The organism is Lutibacter holmesii (genome assembly GCF_042679665.1).
GTDB classification, from domain to species: Bacteria; Bacteroidota; Bacteroidia; order Flavobacteriales; family Flavobacteriaceae; genus Lutibacter; species Lutibacter holmesii.
This window is the reverse complement of sequence record NZ_JBHTMV010000003.1, coordinates 845,439-866,251: the sequence shown is the minus strand read 5'-3', so window position 1 is coordinate 866,251 and position 20,813 is coordinate 845,439. Positions and strand designations below refer to the sequence as shown.

General features: G+C 30.6%; 23 protein-coding genes and 1 tRNA gene. 13 read left to right on the top strand and 11 right to left on the bottom strand.

What is annotated here, in order from left to right:
• Positions 1-23: 23 nt before the first annotated feature.
• The 7 genes from ACFQ5N_RS06600 (at position 24) to ACFQ5N_RS06570 (ending at position 5,703) form a co-directional block, all read left to right on the top strand.
• Positions 24-97 (top strand) — tRNA-Thr (locus tag ACFQ5N_RS06600).
• A gap of 146 nt (positions 98-243) precedes the next feature.
• The gene (udk, locus tag ACFQ5N_RS06595; RefSeq protein WP_386808699.1) at positions 244-849 is read left to right on the top strand and encodes a uridine kinase; all 606 of its coding nucleotides are present in this window, start codon (positions 244-246) and stop codon (positions 847-849) included.
• Between the two features lie 2 nt (positions 850-851).
• The gene (locus ACFQ5N_RS06590) at positions 852-1,172 is read left to right on the top strand and encodes an FtsB family cell division protein (RefSeq protein ID WP_386808698.1); all 321 of its coding nucleotides are present in this window, start codon (positions 852-854) and stop codon (positions 1,170-1,172) included.
• 68 nt (positions 1,173-1,240) lie between these two features.
• The gene (locus tag ACFQ5N_RS06585; protein ID WP_386808697.1) at positions 1,241-2,584 is read left to right on the top strand and encodes a methylmalonyl-CoA mutase family protein; all 1,344 of its coding nucleotides are present in this window, start codon (positions 1,241-1,243) and stop codon (positions 2,582-2,584) included.
• On the top strand, positions 2,574-3,566 hold the full coding sequence (locus tag ACFQ5N_RS06580) for a methylmalonyl-CoA mutase family protein (protein WP_386808696.1): 993 nt from the start codon (positions 2,574-2,576) through the stop codon (positions 3,564-3,566). Before ACFQ5N_RS06585 ends, ACFQ5N_RS06580 begins: the two co-directional genes overlap by 11 nt.
• A 158-nt stretch (positions 3,567-3,724) precedes the next feature.
• Positions 3,725-4,930, top strand: coding sequence for a tryptophan synthase subunit beta (gene trpB / locus ACFQ5N_RS06575; protein WP_386808695.1), 1,206 nt, complete (start codon positions 3,725-3,727; stop codon positions 4,928-4,930).
• A gap of 212 nt (positions 4,931-5,142) precedes the next feature.
• Positions 5,143-5,703: a peroxiredoxin gene (locus tag ACFQ5N_RS06570; protein WP_386808694.1), complete on the top strand. Its 561-nt coding sequence runs from the start codon at positions 5,143-5,145 to the stop codon at positions 5,701-5,703.
• A gap of 66 nt (positions 5,704-5,769) precedes the next feature.
• On the opposite strand, the gene ACFQ5N_RS06565 is transcribed toward ACFQ5N_RS06570, so the two are convergent.
• Positions 5,770-6,984: an MDR family MFS transporter gene (locus ACFQ5N_RS06565; protein WP_386808693.1), complete on the bottom strand. Its 1,215-nt coding sequence runs from the start codon at positions 6,982-6,984 to the stop codon at positions 5,770-5,772.
• Between the two features lie 237 nt (positions 6,985-7,221).
• Between ACFQ5N_RS06565 and ACFQ5N_RS06560 the strand changes: the two genes are divergently transcribed.
• Positions 7,222-7,719: a DUF4252 domain-containing protein gene (locus ACFQ5N_RS06560; protein WP_386808692.1), complete on the top strand. Its 498-nt coding sequence runs from the start codon at positions 7,222-7,224 to the stop codon at positions 7,717-7,719.
• A gap of 33 nt (positions 7,720-7,752) precedes the next feature.
• On the top strand, positions 7,753-8,370 hold the full coding sequence (locus ACFQ5N_RS06555) for a DUF1684 domain-containing protein (RefSeq protein ID WP_386808691.1): 618 nt from the start codon (positions 7,753-7,755) through the stop codon (positions 8,368-8,370).
• 56 nt (positions 8,371-8,426) lie between these two features.
• Here ACFQ5N_RS06555 and ACFQ5N_RS06550 read toward each other — a convergent pair whose 3' ends face one another.
• The 8 genes from ACFQ5N_RS06550 to ACFQ5N_RS06515 form a co-directional block, all read right to left on the bottom strand.
• Complete coding sequence (locus tag ACFQ5N_RS06550) at positions 8,427-9,710, bottom strand: ammonium transporter (RefSeq protein WP_386808690.1); 1,284 nt, start codon at positions 9,708-9,710, stop codon at positions 8,427-8,429.
• 26 nt (positions 9,711-9,736) lie between these two features.
• Positions 9,737-10,075: a P-II family nitrogen regulator gene (locus tag ACFQ5N_RS06545; RefSeq protein WP_386808689.1), complete on the bottom strand. Its 339-nt coding sequence runs from the start codon at positions 10,073-10,075 to the stop codon at positions 9,737-9,739.
• A 304-nt stretch (positions 10,076-10,379) separates the two neighbouring features.
• Positions 10,380-11,393, bottom strand: a complete 1,014-nt coding sequence (locus ACFQ5N_RS06540; protein ID WP_386808688.1) for an outer membrane beta-barrel protein — start codon at positions 11,391-11,393, stop codon at positions 10,380-10,382.
• 47 nt (positions 11,394-11,440) lie between these two features.
• Positions 11,441-12,637: an ammonium transporter gene (locus tag ACFQ5N_RS06535; protein WP_386808687.1), complete on the bottom strand. Its 1,197-nt coding sequence runs from the start codon at positions 12,635-12,637 to the stop codon at positions 11,441-11,443.
• A 38-nt stretch (positions 12,638-12,675) separates the two neighbouring features.
• Positions 12,676-13,014 (bottom strand): P-II family nitrogen regulator, encoded by a 339-nt coding sequence (locus ACFQ5N_RS06530; protein ID WP_386808686.1) that lies wholly within the window; start codon positions 13,012-13,014, stop codon positions 12,676-12,678.
• 316 nt (positions 13,015-13,330) lie between these two features.
• Positions 13,331-13,702, bottom strand: a complete 372-nt coding sequence (gene crcB / locus ACFQ5N_RS06525; protein WP_386808685.1) for a fluoride efflux transporter CrcB — start codon at positions 13,700-13,702, stop codon at positions 13,331-13,333.
• Between the two features lie 4 nt (positions 13,703-13,706).
• A complete protein-coding gene (locus ACFQ5N_RS06520; protein WP_386808684.1) occupies positions 13,707-14,669 on the bottom strand; it encodes a BT_3928 family protein in 963 nt (320 codons plus the stop codon).
• 11 nt (positions 14,670-14,680) lie between these two features.
• A complete protein-coding gene (locus ACFQ5N_RS06515) occupies positions 14,681-15,220 on the bottom strand; it encodes a DUF1599 domain-containing protein (RefSeq protein ID WP_386808683.1) in 540 nt (179 codons plus the stop codon).
• A 66-nt stretch (positions 15,221-15,286) separates the two neighbouring features.
• Here ACFQ5N_RS06515 and ACFQ5N_RS06510 point away from each other — a divergent pair, with 66 nt between their 5' ends.
• Genes ACFQ5N_RS06510 through cdaA form a run of 4 tightly spaced genes read left to right on the top strand, consistent with a single transcriptional unit; the run spans position 15,287 to position 18,234 of the window.
• A complete protein-coding gene (locus ACFQ5N_RS06510) occupies positions 15,287-15,868 on the top strand; it encodes an LOG family protein (protein WP_386808682.1) in 582 nt (193 codons plus the stop codon).
• The gene (folP, locus tag ACFQ5N_RS06505; protein WP_386808681.1) at positions 15,868-16,695 is read left to right on the top strand and encodes a dihydropteroate synthase; all 828 of its coding nucleotides are present in this window, start codon (positions 15,868-15,870) and stop codon (positions 16,693-16,695) included. Before ACFQ5N_RS06510 ends, folP begins: the two co-directional genes overlap by 1 nt.
• A gap of 4 nt (positions 16,696-16,699) precedes the next feature.
• The gene (locus tag ACFQ5N_RS06500; protein WP_386808680.1) at positions 16,700-17,410 is read left to right on the top strand and encodes a hypothetical protein; all 711 of its coding nucleotides are present in this window, start codon (positions 16,700-16,702) and stop codon (positions 17,408-17,410) included.
• 50 nt (positions 17,411-17,460) lie between these two features.
• Positions 17,461-18,234 carry a diadenylate cyclase CdaA gene (cdaA, locus tag ACFQ5N_RS06495; protein WP_386808679.1) on the top strand — a complete coding sequence of 258 codons (774 nt, stop codon included), beginning with the start codon at positions 17,461-17,463 and terminating at the stop codon, positions 18,232-18,234.
• A gap of 5 nt (positions 18,235-18,239) precedes the next feature.
• Here the strand turns inward: cdaA and ACFQ5N_RS06490 are convergent, their stop codons facing one another.
• Positions 18,240-20,006: an ABC transporter ATP-binding protein gene (locus ACFQ5N_RS06490; RefSeq protein ID WP_386808678.1), complete on the bottom strand. Its 1,767-nt coding sequence runs from the start codon at positions 20,004-20,006 to the stop codon at positions 18,240-18,242.
• A complete protein-coding gene (truA, locus tag ACFQ5N_RS06485; RefSeq protein WP_386808677.1) occupies positions 19,999-20,790 on the bottom strand; it encodes a tRNA pseudouridine(38-40) synthase TruA in 792 nt (263 codons plus the stop codon). Before truA ends, ACFQ5N_RS06490 begins: the two co-directional genes overlap by 8 nt.
• Between the last annotated feature and the right edge of the window lie 23 nt (positions 20,791-20,813).

Sequence of the window (20,813 nt, the reverse complement as noted above, 5' to 3'; positions counted from 1 at the left end):
TTAATTTGCATCGCAAAAAATAGGCCGATGTAGCTCAGCTGGCTAGAGCAGCTGATTTGTAATCAGCAGGTCGTGGGTTCGAGTCCCTCCATCGGCTCAAAAATCCTCTTCATTTGAAGAGGATTTTTTATTTTAAACAGTTTACTTCCTCCTGTTTATTTAAAAAAAATCTAAATTTCATTACAATCATTCATATCCTATTATATTTGATTAAATTTGCGATGAAATTAAACGAAACGTTACATGCTTATTATTGGAATTGCTGGAGGAACAGGAAGTGGAAAAACAACTGTAGTAAATCAAATTTTAAATGAATTACCTGCTGATGAAGTTTGTGTAATATCACAAGATTCATATTACAAAGAAACGCATCATTTGTCATACCAAGAAAGAACAAAAATTAACTTTGACCATCCAAAAGCTATTGATTTTGAACTATTGGTATCACACATTACAAATTTAAAAAATGGTGAAATTATTGAGCAACCTGTATACTCTTTTGTAACGCATGACCGTGTAAAAGACACACTAATTACACACCCTCGAAAAGTACTAATTATTGAAGGTATTTTAATTTTTAACAGTAGAGAATTACGTGATTTGTGCGACATAAAAGTATTTGTACACGCTGATGCTGATGAACGTTTGATAAGACGTGTTAGACGTGATATTGAAGAACGTGGACGCGATGTAAACGAAGTATTATCGCGCTACCAAAATACTTTAAAACCAATGCATCAACAATTTATTGAACCAACAAAAAATTATGCTGACATTATAATACCTAATGACCGTTATAATACTGTAGCTGTAGATATTGTTAGAACCGTTATTAGCCAGAAACTGTAATTATGACATTCAAACAATTAAAAAATAAACCTATTTTTAAAGTTCTTACCAATAGATACTTTATTATTTTATCCATTTTTATTGTTTGGATGCTGTTTTTTGATGAAAACTCTTGGCTTAATCACAGAGAATTTGACAAAGACATTGATAAATTAATAAGCGAAAAAAATCATTACAAATCTGAGATTTATAAAGACAGCCTTCTGGTAAAAAAACTTGAAGACAAAACAGAGTTAGAAAAATTCGCAAGAGAAAAGTACCACATGAAAAAAGAAAACGAAGAGATTTACTTAATTCAATACGATACGCTAAAAAAAGATTAGCACAACTTTAAGTTCTCTTTCAAAATTCAATTTCTTATTTTTGAATTGTATTTAATACACCATAAAACATGAGTAACCCTATTACAAATGATTTTGAGCCAAGCTCTGCAGCCGCTTGGAAACAAAAATTACAATTTGAATTGAATGGTGCCGACTACAGTAATACACTACTCACTAAAACAAATGAGGGCATTACCATAAAACCCTTTTATCACCTAGACAATTTTGAAAAGTTAATTATTCCAACAACACCTTACACTTTCAAAATTTGCCAAAAAATAAATATCGCTTCAGAAAAAGCTGCAAATGAAATAGCTGTAAACGCAATTAAAAATGGTGTAAAAGCGTTAAAATTTGAGGCAACAAAGCCTTTTGTTATTGATGAATTATTTCAAAATTCACTAAACAAAAACATTGATTTTCATTTTCAATTAACATTTTTAAATGAAGACTTTATACATAAACTTATTGCCACGCTAAAAGACGAAACGGTTTTTCTAAATATAGATATTATTGGAAACCTAGCAGAAACAGGTAACTGGCACACATCTTTAACGAGCGATTTTAAAATTATTGAAGATCTACTTCAACAAAATAATTTAAAAAGTTTTATAAGTGTAAATTCAAATATCTATCAAAACGCTGGCGCAAATATTGTTCAGCAAATTGCATATACTCTAGCACATGCAAACGAATATATTCACAAATTTGGCGCAAATACAGCATCAAAAATCCAATTTAATTTTGCTACTGGAAGTCATTATTTTTTTGAAATAGCAAAAATTAGAGCTTTTAGATACTTACACAAGTTAATTTTAAATGAATACAACTGTACTGCAAACGCTCAAATTTATTGCGAACCAAGCTTAAGAAACAAAACATTACTTAATTTTCAATTAAATAAATTAAGAGTCACAACTGAAAATATGAGCGCAATTATAGGTGGATCAAACACCATTGCAAACCACACAAATAATCCTTTATTTTTCAATAAAGACAATAATAATTTTCAGCGATTAAATGAAATCTCAAAAAACATTTCTTCTTTAAATGTAGAAGACATAACTACAGATTCTTATTTTATTGAATCAATTACCAAACAATTAGCCGAAAAAGCGTTGACTATTTTTAAAGATATTGAAAAAAGTGGCGGATTTTTATCTCAATTAAAATCTGGAACAATTCAACGAAAAATAAAAGAAAATGCTTTAAAAGAGCAAGAACAATTTAAAACTGGCGAGCTAAGTTTACTAGACTCAAATAAGTTTATTCAAAATAAAACTAATAGCACACATACTTTAAATACAAATCCGTTTACACCTAAAAAACCTTACAAAACACTAATTATTCCTATAAGTCCAACTCGCTTAGCTGAAAAACTAGAGCTTAAAAAATTCAAGTATGAAGCGTAAAGACTTTTCAAATTTAAAATTAGCTGTTCAAAAGGAAAAAGAAACTTATTTTGATCACGAAGAATTTATTGCAGGTACACCACCTTATTTAAGAGGTGTTCAGGCAAGTATGTATTTACAAAATCCTATTATAAATAGCATTCTTATAGCTGCACCTTCTCCTGAAAAATGCAATGCCATTCTTAAAGATAATATTTCAAAAGGCGAAAAATCATTTACATTTAACTTCAACCTTAATTCAGAAAAAAAAGCGGAGAACGGTGGTATTATTTTAAATTCTACTGAAGATATTCAACAATTATTTAAAAATACAAACCTACAAAATTTAGACATCACCATAAGTTCAAACGGAAATACCCAAACAATACTTTCGTTATTATTAAAGGGTCTAAAAGAATTAAATATTCCTTATGAAAACCTTAAAATAAGTGTTTTATTCGCTATTGGAAATAACGAAGAAAGTATTGATGATATTTTTAGCTACAGCTCTTCTCGTATACCAAAACTAAACACTATTATACTTTCAAGTAATCCATCAAACACAATTTCTTCTGAAGTTGAATTGGCTAATTTACTTACTACAGTGGCCGTTTTCTTGAAAAAAAACACTTCACACAAAACATCAATTGACAGCCTTGCTAACATTATTTCTTTCAACTTAAATACAAGCAAAAATCATTTTGAAGATATTGCCAAAATGAGAGCTGCTCGTCTACTTTGGGCAAAAACAATGCAACAGTTCAATCCTAAAAACCAGCAGTCATCAGCTTTAAAACTATTCACTAACACAACTAATATTATTGATGTTTTAACAGCTTTTTTAGGTGGATCACAACGTTTAAACTCCTTAAAAACTTCGCAATTATTTATTGAAGAAGAAACAAACATATTAAAAACAGTTGACCCGTGGGCAGGCTCTAAAATAATTGAAAAAAGAACTTTAGAAATTATCAACAACACCTGGAATTTAATAAAAAGCTAATAAAGTTTTAAAACAATTCAACAACTCAAAAACTATAGAAGACTAAAAAATCCTAAATTTTTAAATTTGATTGCAATAGCATTCAAAAAAAATATTAAATTAGAAGTTATTATTAATACAATACACTTTTAAAGCTCACAAATAAAAATATTAGGAAAATGTCAGAAAATTATTTCAAAAAGTACCCAAACCAAGAAGGATTTTTCAATGAATACGGTGGAGCGTTTATTCCTCCGCAACTTGAAGAAGAAATGAAAAAAATTAATGATGCTTATTTTTCAATAAGCAAATCGCATAAATTTATTTCTGAACTTAGAGATATTAGAAAACATTTTCAAGGAAGACCTACACCTGTTTACCATTGCCACAGATTATCTCAAAAATATGGCGGTCAAATTTATTTAAAAAGAGAAGACTTAAATCATACAGGTGCACATAAATTAAACCATTGTATGGGTGAAGCATTATTAGCAAAACACCTAGGCAAAAAGAAATTAATTGCTGAAACTGGTGCAGGACAGCACGGTGTTGCATTGGCCACTGCGGCTGCTTACTTTGGTTTAGAGTGTGAAATTCATATGGGTGAAGTTGATATTGCAAAAGAATATCCAAATGTACTTCGCATGAAAATTTTAGGTGCAACTGTTGTACCCGCTACACACGGATTAAAAACATTAAAAGAAGCTGTTGATAGTGCTTTTGGAGCATATTTAGAAGATCCTATAAATACTATTTACTGTATTGGATCAGTCGTTGGTCCTCACCCATTTCCAATGATGGTTCGCGACTTTCAACGTGTGGTAGGTATTGAAGCTAAAGATCAGTTTTTTGATATGACTGGAGAACTTCCTGACAATGTTATTGCTTGTGTTGGTGGAGGAAGTAACGCTATTGGAATATTTTCGGCATTTTTAGAAGACGATGAATGCAAATTATTTGGAGTTGAACCAGCAGGAAAATCTCTTGAAACTCTTGGAGATCACGCGGCAACAATGACCTTAGGATCACCAGGAATTATTCACGGATTTAAATGTTACACACTGCAAGATGAAAAAGGAGAACCTGCTCCAGTACATTCTATTGCAAGCGGTTTAGATTATCCGGGTGTTGGTCCAGAACACAGCATGTTGAAAGATTTAGACAAAGTAACCTACGAAAGTATTTCTGACAAAGAATGTATTGATGCCTTTTTTGAATTAAGCCGAATGGAAGGTATTATTCCTGCTTTAGAAAGTGCACACGCAGTTGCGTACGCCTTAAAACTGGCAAAAGAAAACCCAAAACAATCAATATTGGTGAATTTAAGCGGTAGAGGAGATAAAGATTTAGATTATGTAGTGGAAAACTACGAAATTCCGAAATAAAAATTTTCAATTCATTTCATTTAAAAAGAGGCATATAATTCATTTATATTGCCTCTTTTTTTTAAACGTTCAGTGCTAATTAAACAATAACTGCTTTTACACCTACAAAATATATGTACTTCTCTTATAGAAAAATTTAAGAACACTTTAATAAAAATTACAAATACTAGATTAAAAATATATAGTAATATTGCCCCATAAAACTATTAATTATGAAAACATTTGTAAAAACCTTTTTCCTTTTTATTGTTACTACAACAATTTTTTCTCAAGAAAAAAACACTACTATTGAAAACTTTTCAGCAATAGATGATACCGGAACTCTTTGGGAATCTTCAACAATTACTACTGACTTTTTAGTTGTTTATTTTTATCCTGCTGCAATGACAGGTGGTTGTACAAAACAAGCGTGTGCCTACCGAGATGACAAAAGTACTTTTGATGACTTAGGTATTTCTATAGTAGCAATTAGTGGTGATGACGTATCTAACTTAAAACACTTTAAAGAAGCTTATCAGTTAAATTTCCCTTTATTATCTGACTCTAATGGAGAAATTTCAAAACAATTTGGAGTTCCTACAAGAGATGGCGGATCTATAAGTCGTGAAATTAATGGTGAAGATTTTTTATTATCAAGAAATATTACAACTCCACGTTGGACTTTTGTATTAGATAAGGATAGAAAAATTATCTATAAAAATGCTCAAGTAAATGCTGCTGAAGACAGTAAAAAAGTACAAGAAGTTATTCAAAACTACAAACAAGCTAAATAGCTTTCACAAGCTTTAAATAAAGTTTCTCCCAATTTTAAGTGAAACATTGAGAGAAACTTTATAACATCACGTAGCTTTCAAAGATTTTTGTAGCCAAATCATTAATAAAACAGCTACAAAACCCAAACCACCCATTAAATACCAATTGGCTTCATAGCCAAATCTATCAATAATTTCCATTCCTGTTTTAGCACTAAAAATATGCGCAAAAGAAAAAGCCATTGCGTACAATGCTAAATAACGGCCTTCTTTGCCATTTGGAGCTCTATTCATTGCAAAATTATTAGTAAAAGGAAATGCTAACATTTCACCAACGGTAATAAACAGCATACCTATTATTAACACACCAAACCAAGAAGATACATTCAATATTAAAAAACTCAAAGCAAACAATACTAAGCTCCAAGTTATAATTCTCATTTTATTTAATAATTTCTGCTCAATAAAATGAATTAAAGGCATTTCTAATAAAAAAATTAAAAAACCATTAAGTGACATTATCAATCCTATTTGCACTTCAGTCAATGCATGTATTTCTTTATAATACAGAGGTATTGTGGTAAACAACTGTAAAAACACAAAGCCCATTAAAAATACAACCGCCAAAAAAATCCAATAAGGTTTATCATGATAAACAGACCTAAAATCGTCTCCCATTTCGGTATTGTCTTTTTCAATTTTAACATGAAATTCTTTTTGTTTTAAAACTAATAACATTAAAACCACTGCAGATATACAAGTAATACCATCTACCCAAAACAAACCCGAATAATTAAGTGAAGCAATAATTAAACCACCTAAAAATGGTCCAAAAGAAAAACCTAAATTAATAGCTAAACGAATTAATGTTAATGATCTTGTTTGATTCTCAGGCTTACTATACGCTTTTAGTGATACAAACATAGCAGGTCTAAAAATATCTGCAACTACCATTGTAGTAAAAATACCAAAAACAAACCCTTCAAATGAAGTTACAAATTGCAAACCTATAAACATGAAACCAGTTAGCATTAAACTCCATATCATTACTTTATAAAACCCAAATGCATCTGTTAGCTTACCACCTAAATATGAACCTAACAAAGACCCAACACCAAAACTTGTCATAATCCAACCAACTTGGCTTAGTGACAATTTCAAATCTTCAGTTAAATACAACGACAAAAATGGCAACACCATAGTTCCCGCTCTATTTATAAATGTAATAAAGGCCAACCACCAAACTTCTATTGAAAGCCCGCTAAATGATTCTTTATATGAACTAACTATTTTTTTTACCATAGCATAAAATTAAAAAACCCAGCTCTTGGCTGGGTTTAAAATGAATTGATATTATTTATTTACAAACAACTATAATACATATATAACCCCAAAGTCTCTAACAGACTTCTTAATTACGGTTCTATATAGTTTACAATTATTCATTATTATCTTTAGTAAGCCTCAAAACTACAAAATTATTTCAATTAAGCGTAAATTGTAACTTATATTTGTTTCATTGTATTAAATTTATACTTTATGAAAAAACGATCAATCATTTTAGTACTTTTTGTTTTGGTAATAACAAGTTGTAGCCCAACGTACCAGCAATTTTACAATTCACATAAAAACGATGTGAATTCAACAGCATTTCAAATGCCTAGATTTTTAGTGAATATTTTAGGAGGGTTATCTCCGGAAACCAATTCGTTTTTTAAAAACATGAACGATTTTAGCTATATTACATTAAAAAATGTTAGTCCAGAAGAATGGGAACTTATAAATATTGAAATCAATTCTATCACTAATAAAAAGTATACAGATATATTACGAAAAACCGAAATTGACCAAAAAACTATCATTTCAGCGAAAGAAATAGATGGTATTGTAAAAGAACTTATTTATTTCAAGTATCAAAACAACAACGTAAATTCCTTTTACATAAAAGGAAATTTTGACTCCAATAAAATAGAACAATTAGTCTCTAATAACGAGTTCGAAAATTTATCTTCTAAGTTACTAGAATACCAAAATTAACACGCATTTATCAAAATTTATAAAACCTCAATAATGAAAAATTTACTTTTTTTAATTTCACTTGCATTACTAATTACCAACTGCAGCAAACCTAAGCACACTTATGAAGAATCAATTAAACAATTTCAATACGAATTAAATACGCAATATGCAGATGCAGAAGAATCACCTTTAACAAAGGAAGATTTACCAACATTTAAGTCTTTAGATTTTTTTGAAATTGACAAATCATATCAAATAGAAGCTGAACTAGAACTAACTCCTGAATCGCCAATTTTTGAAATGCAAACTACCACAGATCGTTTGCCGTTGTATAAAAAATACGGAATTGCTCACTTTACAATAAATGGTCAAACATGTAGCTTAAGTTTATATGAAAGTCAAAATTTTCAAAACGCTTTAGACCATGAAAACTTGCTATTTGTACCATACAACGATTTATCTAACGGAAAAACAAGTTATAGTGGTGGACGCTTTATTGATATTGAAATTCCTTCTGCTGGAAGCAAAACAATTATTATTGATTTTAACAAATCATACAATCCGTATTGTGCTTACAATCATAAGTATTCTTGTCCTATTCCTCCTTCAGAAAACAACTTACCTGTTGCCATTCCGGTTGGTGTAAAATCATATGGTAAACACCATTAAAAAAAGGCTTCATTGAAATAACAATGAAGCCTTTTTTTATAAGAATAAATGAATTCTTAATGCTGATTTAAACGAAAATCAGGATACGCATCCATTCCATGCTCGTGAATATCTAATCCATCTTGCTCTTCTTCTTTACTTACTCGTATACCTTGTGTACTTTTCAATGTTTTTATAATTGCATATGCACTAATTAAACAAAATACACTAACTGAAAACACACCAATAGCTTGATAACCAAATTGTTTCCAACCAGCAAGCTCACCAAAAATACCAACAGCCAAAGTTCCCCAAACACCACAAATTAAGTGCACAGCAATAGCACCTACAGGATCATCTAATTTCATCTTATCAATTAAAGCTACACCTAAAACAATTAAGGCTCCTGCAATAAACCCAATAATAATTGAATCTGTTACACTCATAACATCAGCTCCAGCAGTAATTCCAACTAAACCACCTAATACACCATTTAAAAACATTGACAAATCATATTGTTTGTATTTAAATAATGAAACTAAAAATGCAGATAAACCACCAGATGCAGCAGCAATACAAGTTGTAACCAATACTAAAGATGTTTTCCCTGGATCAGCAGAAAGCACAGAACCTCCGTTGAAACCAAACCAACCTAACCAAAGTAAAAATACACCAGCTGTTGCAAAAGGCATATTATGCCCTGGAATAACCCCAATAGATCCATCTTTTTTAAATTTACCTATTCTAGCTCCTAATAACCAAACAGCTACTAATGCAGCCCAACCTCCAACAGAGTGTACTAAAGTAGAACCAGCAAAATCATAAAACCCAGCTTCAGAAACTACTTCTCCAGCCTCATTTACAACATTACCTAGCGTAGAAAGCCATCCTCCACCCCATTGCCAAGAACCAACAATTGGATAAATTAAACCAACATAAATGAATGTAAAAATCATAAATGCACCTAATTTCATACGTTCAGCAACTGCTCCTGAAACAATTGTTGCTGCAGTAGCGGCAAACATTGCTTGAAACAGAAAATCAGTCCAATAAGTATACCCTCCATCTGCATAATCAGCTGACAAACCATTTTCAGGTAAATTTAAGCCAAATAGGTCGAAAAAATAATCAGGTATTACCCCACCAATAAAAGAATCTGGGTACATTAAGTTAAATCCAACTAGGGTGTATAACACCAACCCAATTGAAATGATAAACACATTTTTAAACAATATGTTAATCGTATTTTTTTGACGTGTTAATCCAATTTCTAAGAATGAAAAACCTAAGTGCATTAAAAACACTAAGGCTGTACATATCATCATCCATACATTATTTACCGTAAATAAAGTAGCCTCCATAATATAATTATCTATTTTTTAAAATTTTATTTAAGTGAATCAGATCCACATTCTTTTGTCCTTATTCTATATGTTTCTTCAATTTCTGAAACAAATATTTTTCCATCACCAACAACTCCTGTATATGCAGACTTTAGTAAAGCATCTATAGTTCTTTCTAAAAAAGCATCAGAAACTACAATTGACAAATATCTTCTTTGGATATCAGCAGTACTATAACTTACGCCTCTATATACATGACCTTGCTTTTCATTTCCAACTCCGGTTACATCCCAATAGCTAAAAAAGTTAACTTCAATTTCATGCAAAGCCTCTTTAACTTCGTCAAATTTAGATTTGCGAATAATCGCTTCAATTTTCTTCATAATTACTTAAATATTTGGTTAAACAAAGTCAAAAATATATTTTTTATTTATTACCCCCTAATTTTTTGAGGGGGCAACTTAAATTTTTACATTTATTTTTAATAATCACCCCGTTTATTAAATAATACATAAAAAATTATTTTATTTCATATTTATACAAAAAAAGCGCCCGATGGAAAACCATCGGGCGCAAACCAAACTTAATATATGAGAATTGATCGATAACAATATGAATCTTATACTATTTTTAAGGTTTTAAAAATCATTAGATTCAAATTCCATATGTTGTAAAACTTTATTTTTCTTAGAATGAGTAAATTGCTGCAATTAAGAAAGATGATAAGTTATCTGAAGCCATTCCATCTGCATCTACATAAGGCATTGCATCACTCCAAGAATCTAATCTGATCTCAGGCTTAATTGTTAAGTTTTCAACACTATAACTACCTGTTAAAGTAAGACCTAAAACACTTTCATCAGCATTTGCATCACCGTGTAATCCAAAGTACTCACCTCTTAATCCTACAGAAAAAGCATCAGAAGCAGCTAACTGAGGGTATAATGCAACTCCGTAGAATCCAGACCCATCATTATCATTATATGCTGCATTGATTCCAAAGAAGAATGAATCAGTAACATCAAATCCACCAGTATAATCAATTTCAAAACCTAAACCATCATTACTTCCACTATCATAGTATAAGTTAAGGTATTGACCTTTGTAACCTAATTGAGCACCAAGTGCATATTCACCAGTAAATGAAGTATTATTAGTATCCCAAGGGTTAGTTAATGCTAACATTAAACTAAAATCATCAGATAATGCAAAGTCAGCTTTTATACCTACGTGAGAAAAAGGACCACTAGAGAATAAATATGAAGTACTGTAGTTAAAGTTTGCCACAGGAGAAATAACTTCATATCCTAAGAATGTATTAAATCTACCCATTGTAAGTGTTGTTTTATCAGAAACATTGTAGTATACATATGCTTGATTAACAATACCATCAACAATATCAGAGTTAAAAGTTGCACTAGCACCTCTTGGACCAGTAACTAAATCAAGTACAGCACCTACTTTTTCCCCTTCATAAGAAAAAACTACGTTCCCCATACCTACTGCAAATCCAGAATTTTCTGCAAACGCTGTTCCAAATGACTGACCGTCATTATCTGAAGCTGATAAGTATGATTGATAATAAGCATCAACAGAACCACTTACTGTAAATTTCTTTGCTGCTTCCTCTTCCTGTGCACTCATAGTACCTACTGAAAGTACCGCTGCAAATGCTAAAACTATTTTATTAATTGTTTTCATAATTTATGTTCTTGTTTTAATTTAATTAATGTTCTTAAAAAATTTAATTAGTTGTAAACGTTTGATTTGTGTTCGTGGATATCTAATCCATCTACTTCTTCTTCTTTAGAAACTCTAAGACCAATTGTTTTCTTTAAAGTAAATAATACAATAAATGATGTTACAACAGCCCAAGCTCCAATAGCTAATACTCCAATAGCTTGAACTCCTAATTGAGCAAATCCACCACCGTAAAGTAAACCTCCGTCAGTTGCAAATACACCTACTAATAATGTACCAATTGCACCACACACACCGTGTACAGAAACAGCTCCTACTGGATCATCAATTTTTAATTTTTTATCAATAAAGTCAATTGAGAATACCATTACAGCACCACCAATAATTCCTATTATTAATGCACCTACTGGGCTTACCGCTGCACAACCTGCAGTAATAGCAACTAATCCTGCTAAAGCACCATTCAATGTCATTGAAATATCTGGTTTTCCATAAGAAATCCAAGTTACAATCATTGCTGTTACAGCTCCTGCTGCTGCTGCTAAATTTGTAGTAATTAATACTCCTGCAACTGCATTAGCACTATCACCTGAAATTGCTAACTCAGAACCAGCGTTAAAACCAAACCAACCTAACCAAAGGATTAAAACCCCTAAAGCTCCAATTAGTATGTTATGACCTGGAATTGCATTAGACACTCCATTTGTATATTTTCCAATTCTTGGACCTACTAAAATTGCACCAACTAAAGCTGACCATCCACCAACTGAATGCACTACTGTTGAACCTGCAAAATCAATAAAACCTAGTTCAGTTAACCAACCTTCACCTTGCCACACCCAGTGACCTGAAATTGGGTAAATAACTACCGTCATAATAAATGAGAAGATGATGTATGTTGAGAATTTTGTTCTTCCTGCTACGGCTCCAGAAACAATAGTTGCTGCTGTTGCTGCAAAAACAGTTTGAAAGAACAAGTTATGCATATCTTCTGTATTGTCATAAAATAAAGTAGGAGAACCGATAAAAGAACCGATAGTTTCTCCGTACATAACTGTATATCCGATAGCCCAAAAACCGATACTACCGATACACAAGTCCATAATATTTTTCATTATAATATTCCCTGCGTTTTTTGATCTGGTAAAACCAGTCTCAACAAGCGTAAATCCAGCCTGCATAAAAAACACTAAAATCCCGCAGATTACTATCCACATTAAATCTAAAACAGCGTTAGCTTCCATAATATTTTTGTTTAAATTGTTTTATTAGTTTTCGGTAATTATTTTACCGCTTCAATACCTTTTTCTTTTGTTCTAATTCTATAAGTCTCTTCAACATTTGAAACAAATATTTTACCATCACCCACAGAACCTGTAAAAGCAGATTTTAAAACAGCATCTACAGCTATTTCCAAAAACGGATCAGAAACCACGATTGATAAATACCTGCGCTGAATATCAGTAGTACTATAGCTAACACCTCTATAAACATGTCCTTGCTTTTCATTTCCAACACCAGTTACATCCCAGTAACTAAAAAAATTAACTTCGATTTGATGTAAAGCGTCTTTCACTTCCTCAAATTTTGATTTTCGAATAATAGCTTCGATTTTTTTCATAATAAAAAAGATTTTTATAATTGATTTCGAGTCAAATATATATACATAATATTTTACCCCCTAATTTTTAAGGGGTGAAAATATCATTTTTACGCTTATTTAATTTTTACCCCTATTTTTTTAGAGGTATAATAATTATTAAGTATTTTTTAAATAATTATTAAATTTTAAAGAAAAGAGGTTTTGAAAAAGTTTGGCAAAAAATTAACAAGAAAAAAATTTACTATGCTATTTTAACATCTAAACAGTATAAAATTAACTTCAGCATAACTGAAAAAGCGCTTAAGGTTAATTTAGTTAATAAAAAAGAGGAATTTTAAACTATTTTCGAAATATAGAAACCTAAAAAAACAGCAACAAAACCTAATAATAAGGTTCCAAATGTATAAGGTAAGAAAGATAAATAATCACCACTTTTTAAAAATAAATGATTTTCATAAGCAAAAGCGGCAAAAGTTGTAAAGCCTCCACAAAAACCAGTTACTAAAAATAAGGTAGTAGCATGTGATAAATTTGATGTTTTTGAAAGATACCCAAACACCATACCTATTATTAAGCTTCCTAAAATATTTGCCAACATTGTTCCATAAGGAATTGAAGTTTCCATGTTATTTAACCATTTACCCAATAAATAGCGTACAACACTTCCTAAACCTCCTCCTACAAAAACTAGTAAGGCTTGCTTCATGGCATTAAAGTTTTATGTTCTCACAATCAGCCCAACTCCATTTACCTATTACAGTTCCATTGTTTAATATTAAAACACCTGGATTTGATCGTATAATTGTTTTTAACATTGTTTCATCACCAAAAAGCATCTCAAAATTTAAATTGAAATTATTTTTAATTTCTTGGTATTCTTCATCCATAGAAGACGATAAACCATAAACGGTATAACCTTCCTTTATAGCATCATCTGTAACTTTTTTAATACCGGTGAAACCTTGCAAATCACTTTTTGATAAATTGTATGCTATTACTAACATTATTTTATCTTCAGATAAAATAACTTCTGTTAAATCTTCACCTTCAACAGATTCTAAATAAAAATCATGGATTGGTGGCTCTTCCTCACCTTTATATTCCATTCCTTCTGAAATATTTTCTCCAACCGCATAAGGTCTAAAATCTATAATTGGTAAATGCACTAATACATGATAAGTAATATATAAAAAAGCAAAGAATGATAAAAAAGTAATCCACTTACCTACGTTTAAACTAAACAATGGTGTTATATACTTAACTTGCCACACCAGTAAAAGTATAAGCAACACCAACACAATATTTTTATAAAATGTACCCCAAGATGTTAATTTAACAGCATCTCCAAAACAACCACAATCCGTAACTTTATCAAAATAAGCAGAATACCAAGTTAAAAATAGAAACACCAAAATAATTGCTAACAGACTCCAAGCTGTAAACTTAGGCAAATACCCAACTAACAGCATAACACCAAGCATAATCTCTGCTACTATTAATAAAATAGAAAAAGGAAGCGCATACGGAATTAAAAATTCCATATTTAAAACATCAGCACCAAAATATTCTTGAAATTTATAAGCAGAACCTAAAGGATCAACCAATTTAACAAATCCTGAAAAAATAAAAGTAATCGCAACTATAAATCGAGAAATAAATACTAAGGTTTTCATGTATAAATATGTTAGGCTTCGTTTATGTGAATTAAAGCAAAAACAGCATAATTTATCATATCTTGATAATTTGCATCAATTCCTTCTGATACAATTGTTTTTCCTTTATTATCTTCAATTTGTTTAACACGTAATAATTTTTGAAGAATTAAATCTGTTAATGAACTTACACGCATATCTCGCCAAGCTTCACCATAATCATGATTTTTATCTTCCATTAATTTTTTTGTAATAGCCATGTGCTTATTGTACAACTCAATAGCCTCTTCGGTTTCCAAATCGGGTTGTTCAACCACGCCTTTTTCTAATTGAATTAAAGCCATTACTGAATAATTAATAATTCCAATAAATTCAGAAACTTCACCTTCATCTACTTTTCTAGTATCATTTTGTTGCAGTTGGCGAATGCGTTGTGCTTTAATAAAAATTTGATCAGTTAAAGAAGGTAAACGTAAAATTCGCCACGCAGCACCATAATCTTGTAACTTATTAATATATAATGAGCGGCATTTTTCAATAACCTGATTGTATTGTTTTGAAGTTTGTTGCATGTAACTATTAATTATTTCCGTAAATTTCGAACAAATTTAATGAATTAAAAAATCTATTATCTATTAATGAAGAATATTGCTGTTTTTTGCGGATCGAGTTTAGGATTTAATGATGTTTATAAAAATGAAGCCATAAAATTAGGACTTCATTTTGCTGAAAATAACATTGGCATGGTGTACGGAGGAGGTAAAATTGGAATGATGGGAGTTATTGCAGATACAATTATTGAAAAAAAAGGTGAAGTAATAGGTGTTATTCCTGGTTTATTGCGAAAAGAAGAAGTGGCACACCAAAACATTACAGAAATGATTGTTACTAAAACTATGAGCAAACGCAAAGTAAAAATTAGCAAATTAGTAAATGGCTACATTGCTTTGCCGGGTGGATTTGGTACATTAGATGAAATTTTTGAGGCCTTAACTTTGGGGCAATTAGGAATTGAGCAAAAACCTGTAGGCATATTAAACACCAACGGTTTTTTTAACCATTTAATAAAACAATTAGATGTTATGGTTGCTGAAGGTTATTTAAAACAATCAAACAAAGACATGCTTCTTATAAGTGAATCTGTAGACGATTTAATCTCAAAAATGCTTAATTATAAAGCTCCTACATTTAGTAAAGTAATTAATAAGGTTGTAAAATAATGAGCAGTATTAATTGTAATGGAAAACTAATTGATCTTTCCACACCAAAAGTAATGGGTATTTTAAATATAACACCTGATTCATTTTTTGATGGTGGAAAATACACCAATGCAACCGCAATTATTTCACAAGTAGAGAAAATGATATTGGATGGAGCTACTTTTATTGATGTTGGCGCATATTCATCACGCCCAGGCGCCAAACACATTTCTGAAAGTGAAGAATTACAGCGAATTATCCCGGTTATAAAATTACTTGTTCATGAATTCCCAGAAATTTTAATTTCAATAGATACCTTTAGAAGCGAAATTGCATCACAATGCATTGAAAATGGAGCTGCTATTATAAATGATATTTCCGCAGGAAAATTAGACACTAACATGTTTGCTACAATTGCAAAATTGCAAGTACCTTATATTATAATGCATATGCAAGGTACTCCTCAAACTATGCAAAACAACCCAAATTACTCAAATGTAATTACAGATGTACTACACTACTTTTCAGCTAAAATTGCTGAATTACGTGCATTAGGCGTACATGATATTATAACAGATGTTGGGTTTGGATTTGGGAAAACAATTGAACATAACTATGAATTACTAAATAATTTAAAACTGTTTAAAAACTTAAACGCTCCAACACTTGTAGGTGTTTCAAGAAAATCAATGCTGTACAAACCTTTAGAAATTTCAGCAGAAAAAGCATTAAACGCTACAACTTCAGCGCATACTATTGCATTGCAAAATGGTGCAAATATTTTACGTGCACATGATGTAAAAGAAGCAGTTGAAGCCATAAAAATAGTTGAACTTACAAATAACTAATTGAATGAAAAAACTACTTACCCTTTTAACAATTCTATTTTTGGCAAGCTGTTCAAAACAGGAAATAAAAATTCCAACTTTAAACATTGTAGGACTTCAAGAATTACACAACCACTCTCAAGTTTGGTTATTTTTTGAAATTAACAACAACGATACTATTGCAAAAGTTAACCGAAAAAACACCATAAGCACCACACACTGGATTTATAATATTGACAAACGTCTTCCTTTAAAAGCAATAATACCATCCATCACTCAATTAAAATATAAACACGCAAATGGTGTTCATTCAAAAGAAGGTATGCATAACTATTTTAGTTATTCAGACACCATTTCAAAAAAATTAAGCTTTTTTGAATTTGATGCAATTGACTATAAAACCGATAGTATACTGTCAAAATACTTTCTAAAATCAAATGGCGACAACTACAAACAATACAACAACATAAACATCACCTTTAATCCAAACAACACTTGGATTAATGATGCAAAAATGGAAGATGATGAGTTTAAAACTACTTTAATAGATTTTATTGATTTTTCTTCGGAAGGAAAACAAACAATGCTTCATTTAAATTTTAATCAAAATTTAGCATACCAAGATTATTTAAAATATAGAACTCTAATGGAATCTTTAAAAGCACCTCACCTATTAATTAATAATTTTGAGTTTATTTTTGATCCAAATAAAGTTCCAGATTGCGGCTGCGAATAACTATTTTGTATCCAATCTTTTTCCTATTTTTACAAAAAACATTTTATTAAATGCTCGATTTTTTAGACTTTTCCATTTTAGATGCCTTAGACATTGTTTTAGTGGCAGTACTACTTTATTATGTGTATAAATTATTAAAAGGAACAGTTGCCATTAATATTTTTATAGGAATTGCCTTAATTGTATTAATTTGGAAAATTACTGAAGCGTTACAAATGAAAATGCTTAGTGGCTTATTAGGAGCCTTATTAAGCCTTGGTGCAATTGCTGTTCTTATCGTTTTTCAGCCAGAAGTTCGTAAATTTTTATTAATGCTTGGCTCTACTAACTTTGCCAACAAACGTAATTTTTTAAAACAATTAAAATTTCTAAAAACCGAAATCCACACCAATATGGATGTGGAAACTGTTGTTAAAACTTGTGAAACAATGGCAAAAACAAAAACTGGTGCTTTAATTGTTTTAGAACGTACAAATAACCTAGATTTTGTAAAATCGTCTGGAGACCATATGAATGCTGAAGTAAATAAACCTATTTTAGAAAGTATTTTTTATAAAAATAGTCCGTTACACGATGGCGCCATAATTATTAAAGAAAATTTTATTGTTGCCACTAGAATTGTTTTACCGCTTTCAAACAAAAACATACCTTCACGTTTTGGATTACGTCACAGAGCTGCCATTGGAATAACTGAAAAAACCGATGCTCTTTGTTTAGTAGTTTCTGAAGAAACAGGAAAAATATCTTATATAAATGATGGAGAATTTGTATTGTTTAAAAGCAATGCAGAACTAATTGAAATGATAACCTACGATTTAAACTAAATTACTTAAGAAGCAATTTCGGTTGAAAATTGCATATTGTACAAGTTTTTATAATAACCATCTTTTTCTAATAACTGTTGGTGTGAACCTTGCTCAACAATTTCACCTTTATCCATAACAATAATCTTATCAGCTTTTTTTACCGTTGTTAAACGATGTGCAATAATAATTGATGTTTGATGCTTGGTAATTTTATCTGTAGCTTCTTGAATTAACTTTTCTGAATACGAATCAATTGATGAAGTTGCTTCATCTAAAATTAAAACGCTTGGCTTACTTACATAAGCTCGTAAAAATGCTATTAATTGTCGTTGACCAGAAGATAACATAGCTCCACGTTCTTTAACATTGTAATAATAATTATTTGGTAAACTCATTATAAAATCATGAATTCCAATTTCTATAGCCGCCTCTTTTACATCTTCCAAAGTAATAGTATCATTACTTAAAACAATATTTTTAAAAATAGAATCTGAAAACAAGAAAACATCTTGTAATACAACCGCAATCTCTCTTCTTAAAGATGGCAATGTGTACTTTTCAATATTTTGATTATCTAAACAAATCTCACCTGAATCAATTTCATAAAAACGATTCACTAAATTAATAATGGTAGATTTTCCGGCTCCTGTTGCACCAACAATTGCAACTGTTTCACCTGCTTTTACGTTAAATGAAATTCCTTTTACAACTTCTTCTCCTTTAATATAACTAAAGCGAACTTTTTTAAATTTAATATCACCATTAAAATGTGTTGCCTCAACATTTCCAGTTTTAGCAATTTGACTTTCAGTGTCTAAAATTTCAAAAACACGATTACCTGCAACCATTCCCATTTGCAAGGTGTTAAATTTATCTGCTATTTGACGTAATGGTCTAAACAACATTTGAGACATCATAATAAAAGCTATTATTTCACCTGAGTCGGTAGCGCCATTACTAATTAAATCTAACCCTCCGTACCAAACCATTAAACCTACTGCAATAGAAGTTAAAATCTCAGCAATAGGAAAAAAAATAGAATAATACCACACAGTTCTAATGTGTGCTTTTTTATGCTTTTCATTAATTTTAACAAAATTGTCATATTCAATTTTCTCTCTATTAAAAAGTTGTACAATATTCATTCCGGTAACACGCTCTTGAACAAAACCATTTAGATTAGAAACCTGTGTTCTAACTTCTTGAAAAGCCGATTTTATAGCTATTTGAAACAACTTGGTTGCGTACACTAAAATTGGAAGAATTGTAAATGCAATTAAAGCCAACTCCCAATTCATCCAAAGCATAACAATAGCAACAACAAACATTTTAAGAAAATCACTAATAATCATAAACAATCCACCGCCAAAAAATTGTGCAATTGTTTCCGTGTCACTTACTAACCTAGTAACCAATTTCCCTACTGAAGAATTATCAAAATACGACATTTTAAATTGCAACATATGTTCGTGTAATTGTACACGAATATCCTTTATAATGTGCTGCCCTAACCAATTGACTTTATAAATAAATAAAAATTGCAAAAATACTTCAGCAAACAAAAAACCACACATTAATAATGAAAAGTATAAAATGCCTTCTTTGTCTTTACTTTCAAAATAAATATTCACAATTTCTTGTAACAATACAGGTTTTGCAACAGAAACTAACGACAATAATATAGCAGATAATGTACCTACTACAAATTGCCAACGATAGTTTTTAGCAAACCCCATTAAGCGCTTAAATATTTTAGCATCAAAAGCTTTTGCATTCACTTTTTTACTCATGTATAAATATTGTTTTTGGATAAGTAACCTCAGTTAAAAATAATCCTTGTGCTGGAGCAGAAGTTCCTGCGTTACACCTGTTTTTACTTTCTATTATTTGTTTAAACTCTTCTAAAGATGTTTTTCCATCACCCACATCTACCAAGGTTCCAACAATTGCACGTACCATATTTCTTAAAAACCGATTGGCTGTAATATGAAAAACCAATGATTTTCCATCTTGTTTCCAAACAGCTTTTGAAACGTCACAATTATACGTATGCACATTGGTATTTGAACGAGAAAAGCACTTAAAATTTGTGTAAGTTAGCAAAAATTGAGCTGCCTCATTCATTTTTGAAACATTTAACTTTTTATTATTTAATTGCCACGCCGTTTCAATAGCAAAAGGATTTCTTCCTAAATACACATGATACTCATAACTTCTACTAAGTGCAGTAAACCTTGCGTGCGCATCAATTACTGTTTTTACACAATTACTTACAACAATATCTGCTGGTAAAAGTGCATTAACTTTGTAACTAAATTGGGTTAAATCCAATGCTTCATCTACATCAAAATGTGCAAAGATTTGCGCAGCGTGTACACCCGAATCTGTTCTACCAGCTCCTACTACATTTATAGGCAATCTAACAATAGTTGAAATGGCTTCATTCACCAACTCTTGAACAGTAACAACATTAGGCTGCAGCTGCCACCCATGATAATTTGTGCCTTTATATGCTATTTCTAAAAAATATCTCAATTGAAATGCTAAATTTGTAACGCCGCAAATATAAGGCATATTTGTGAGTTACGAATTTTACT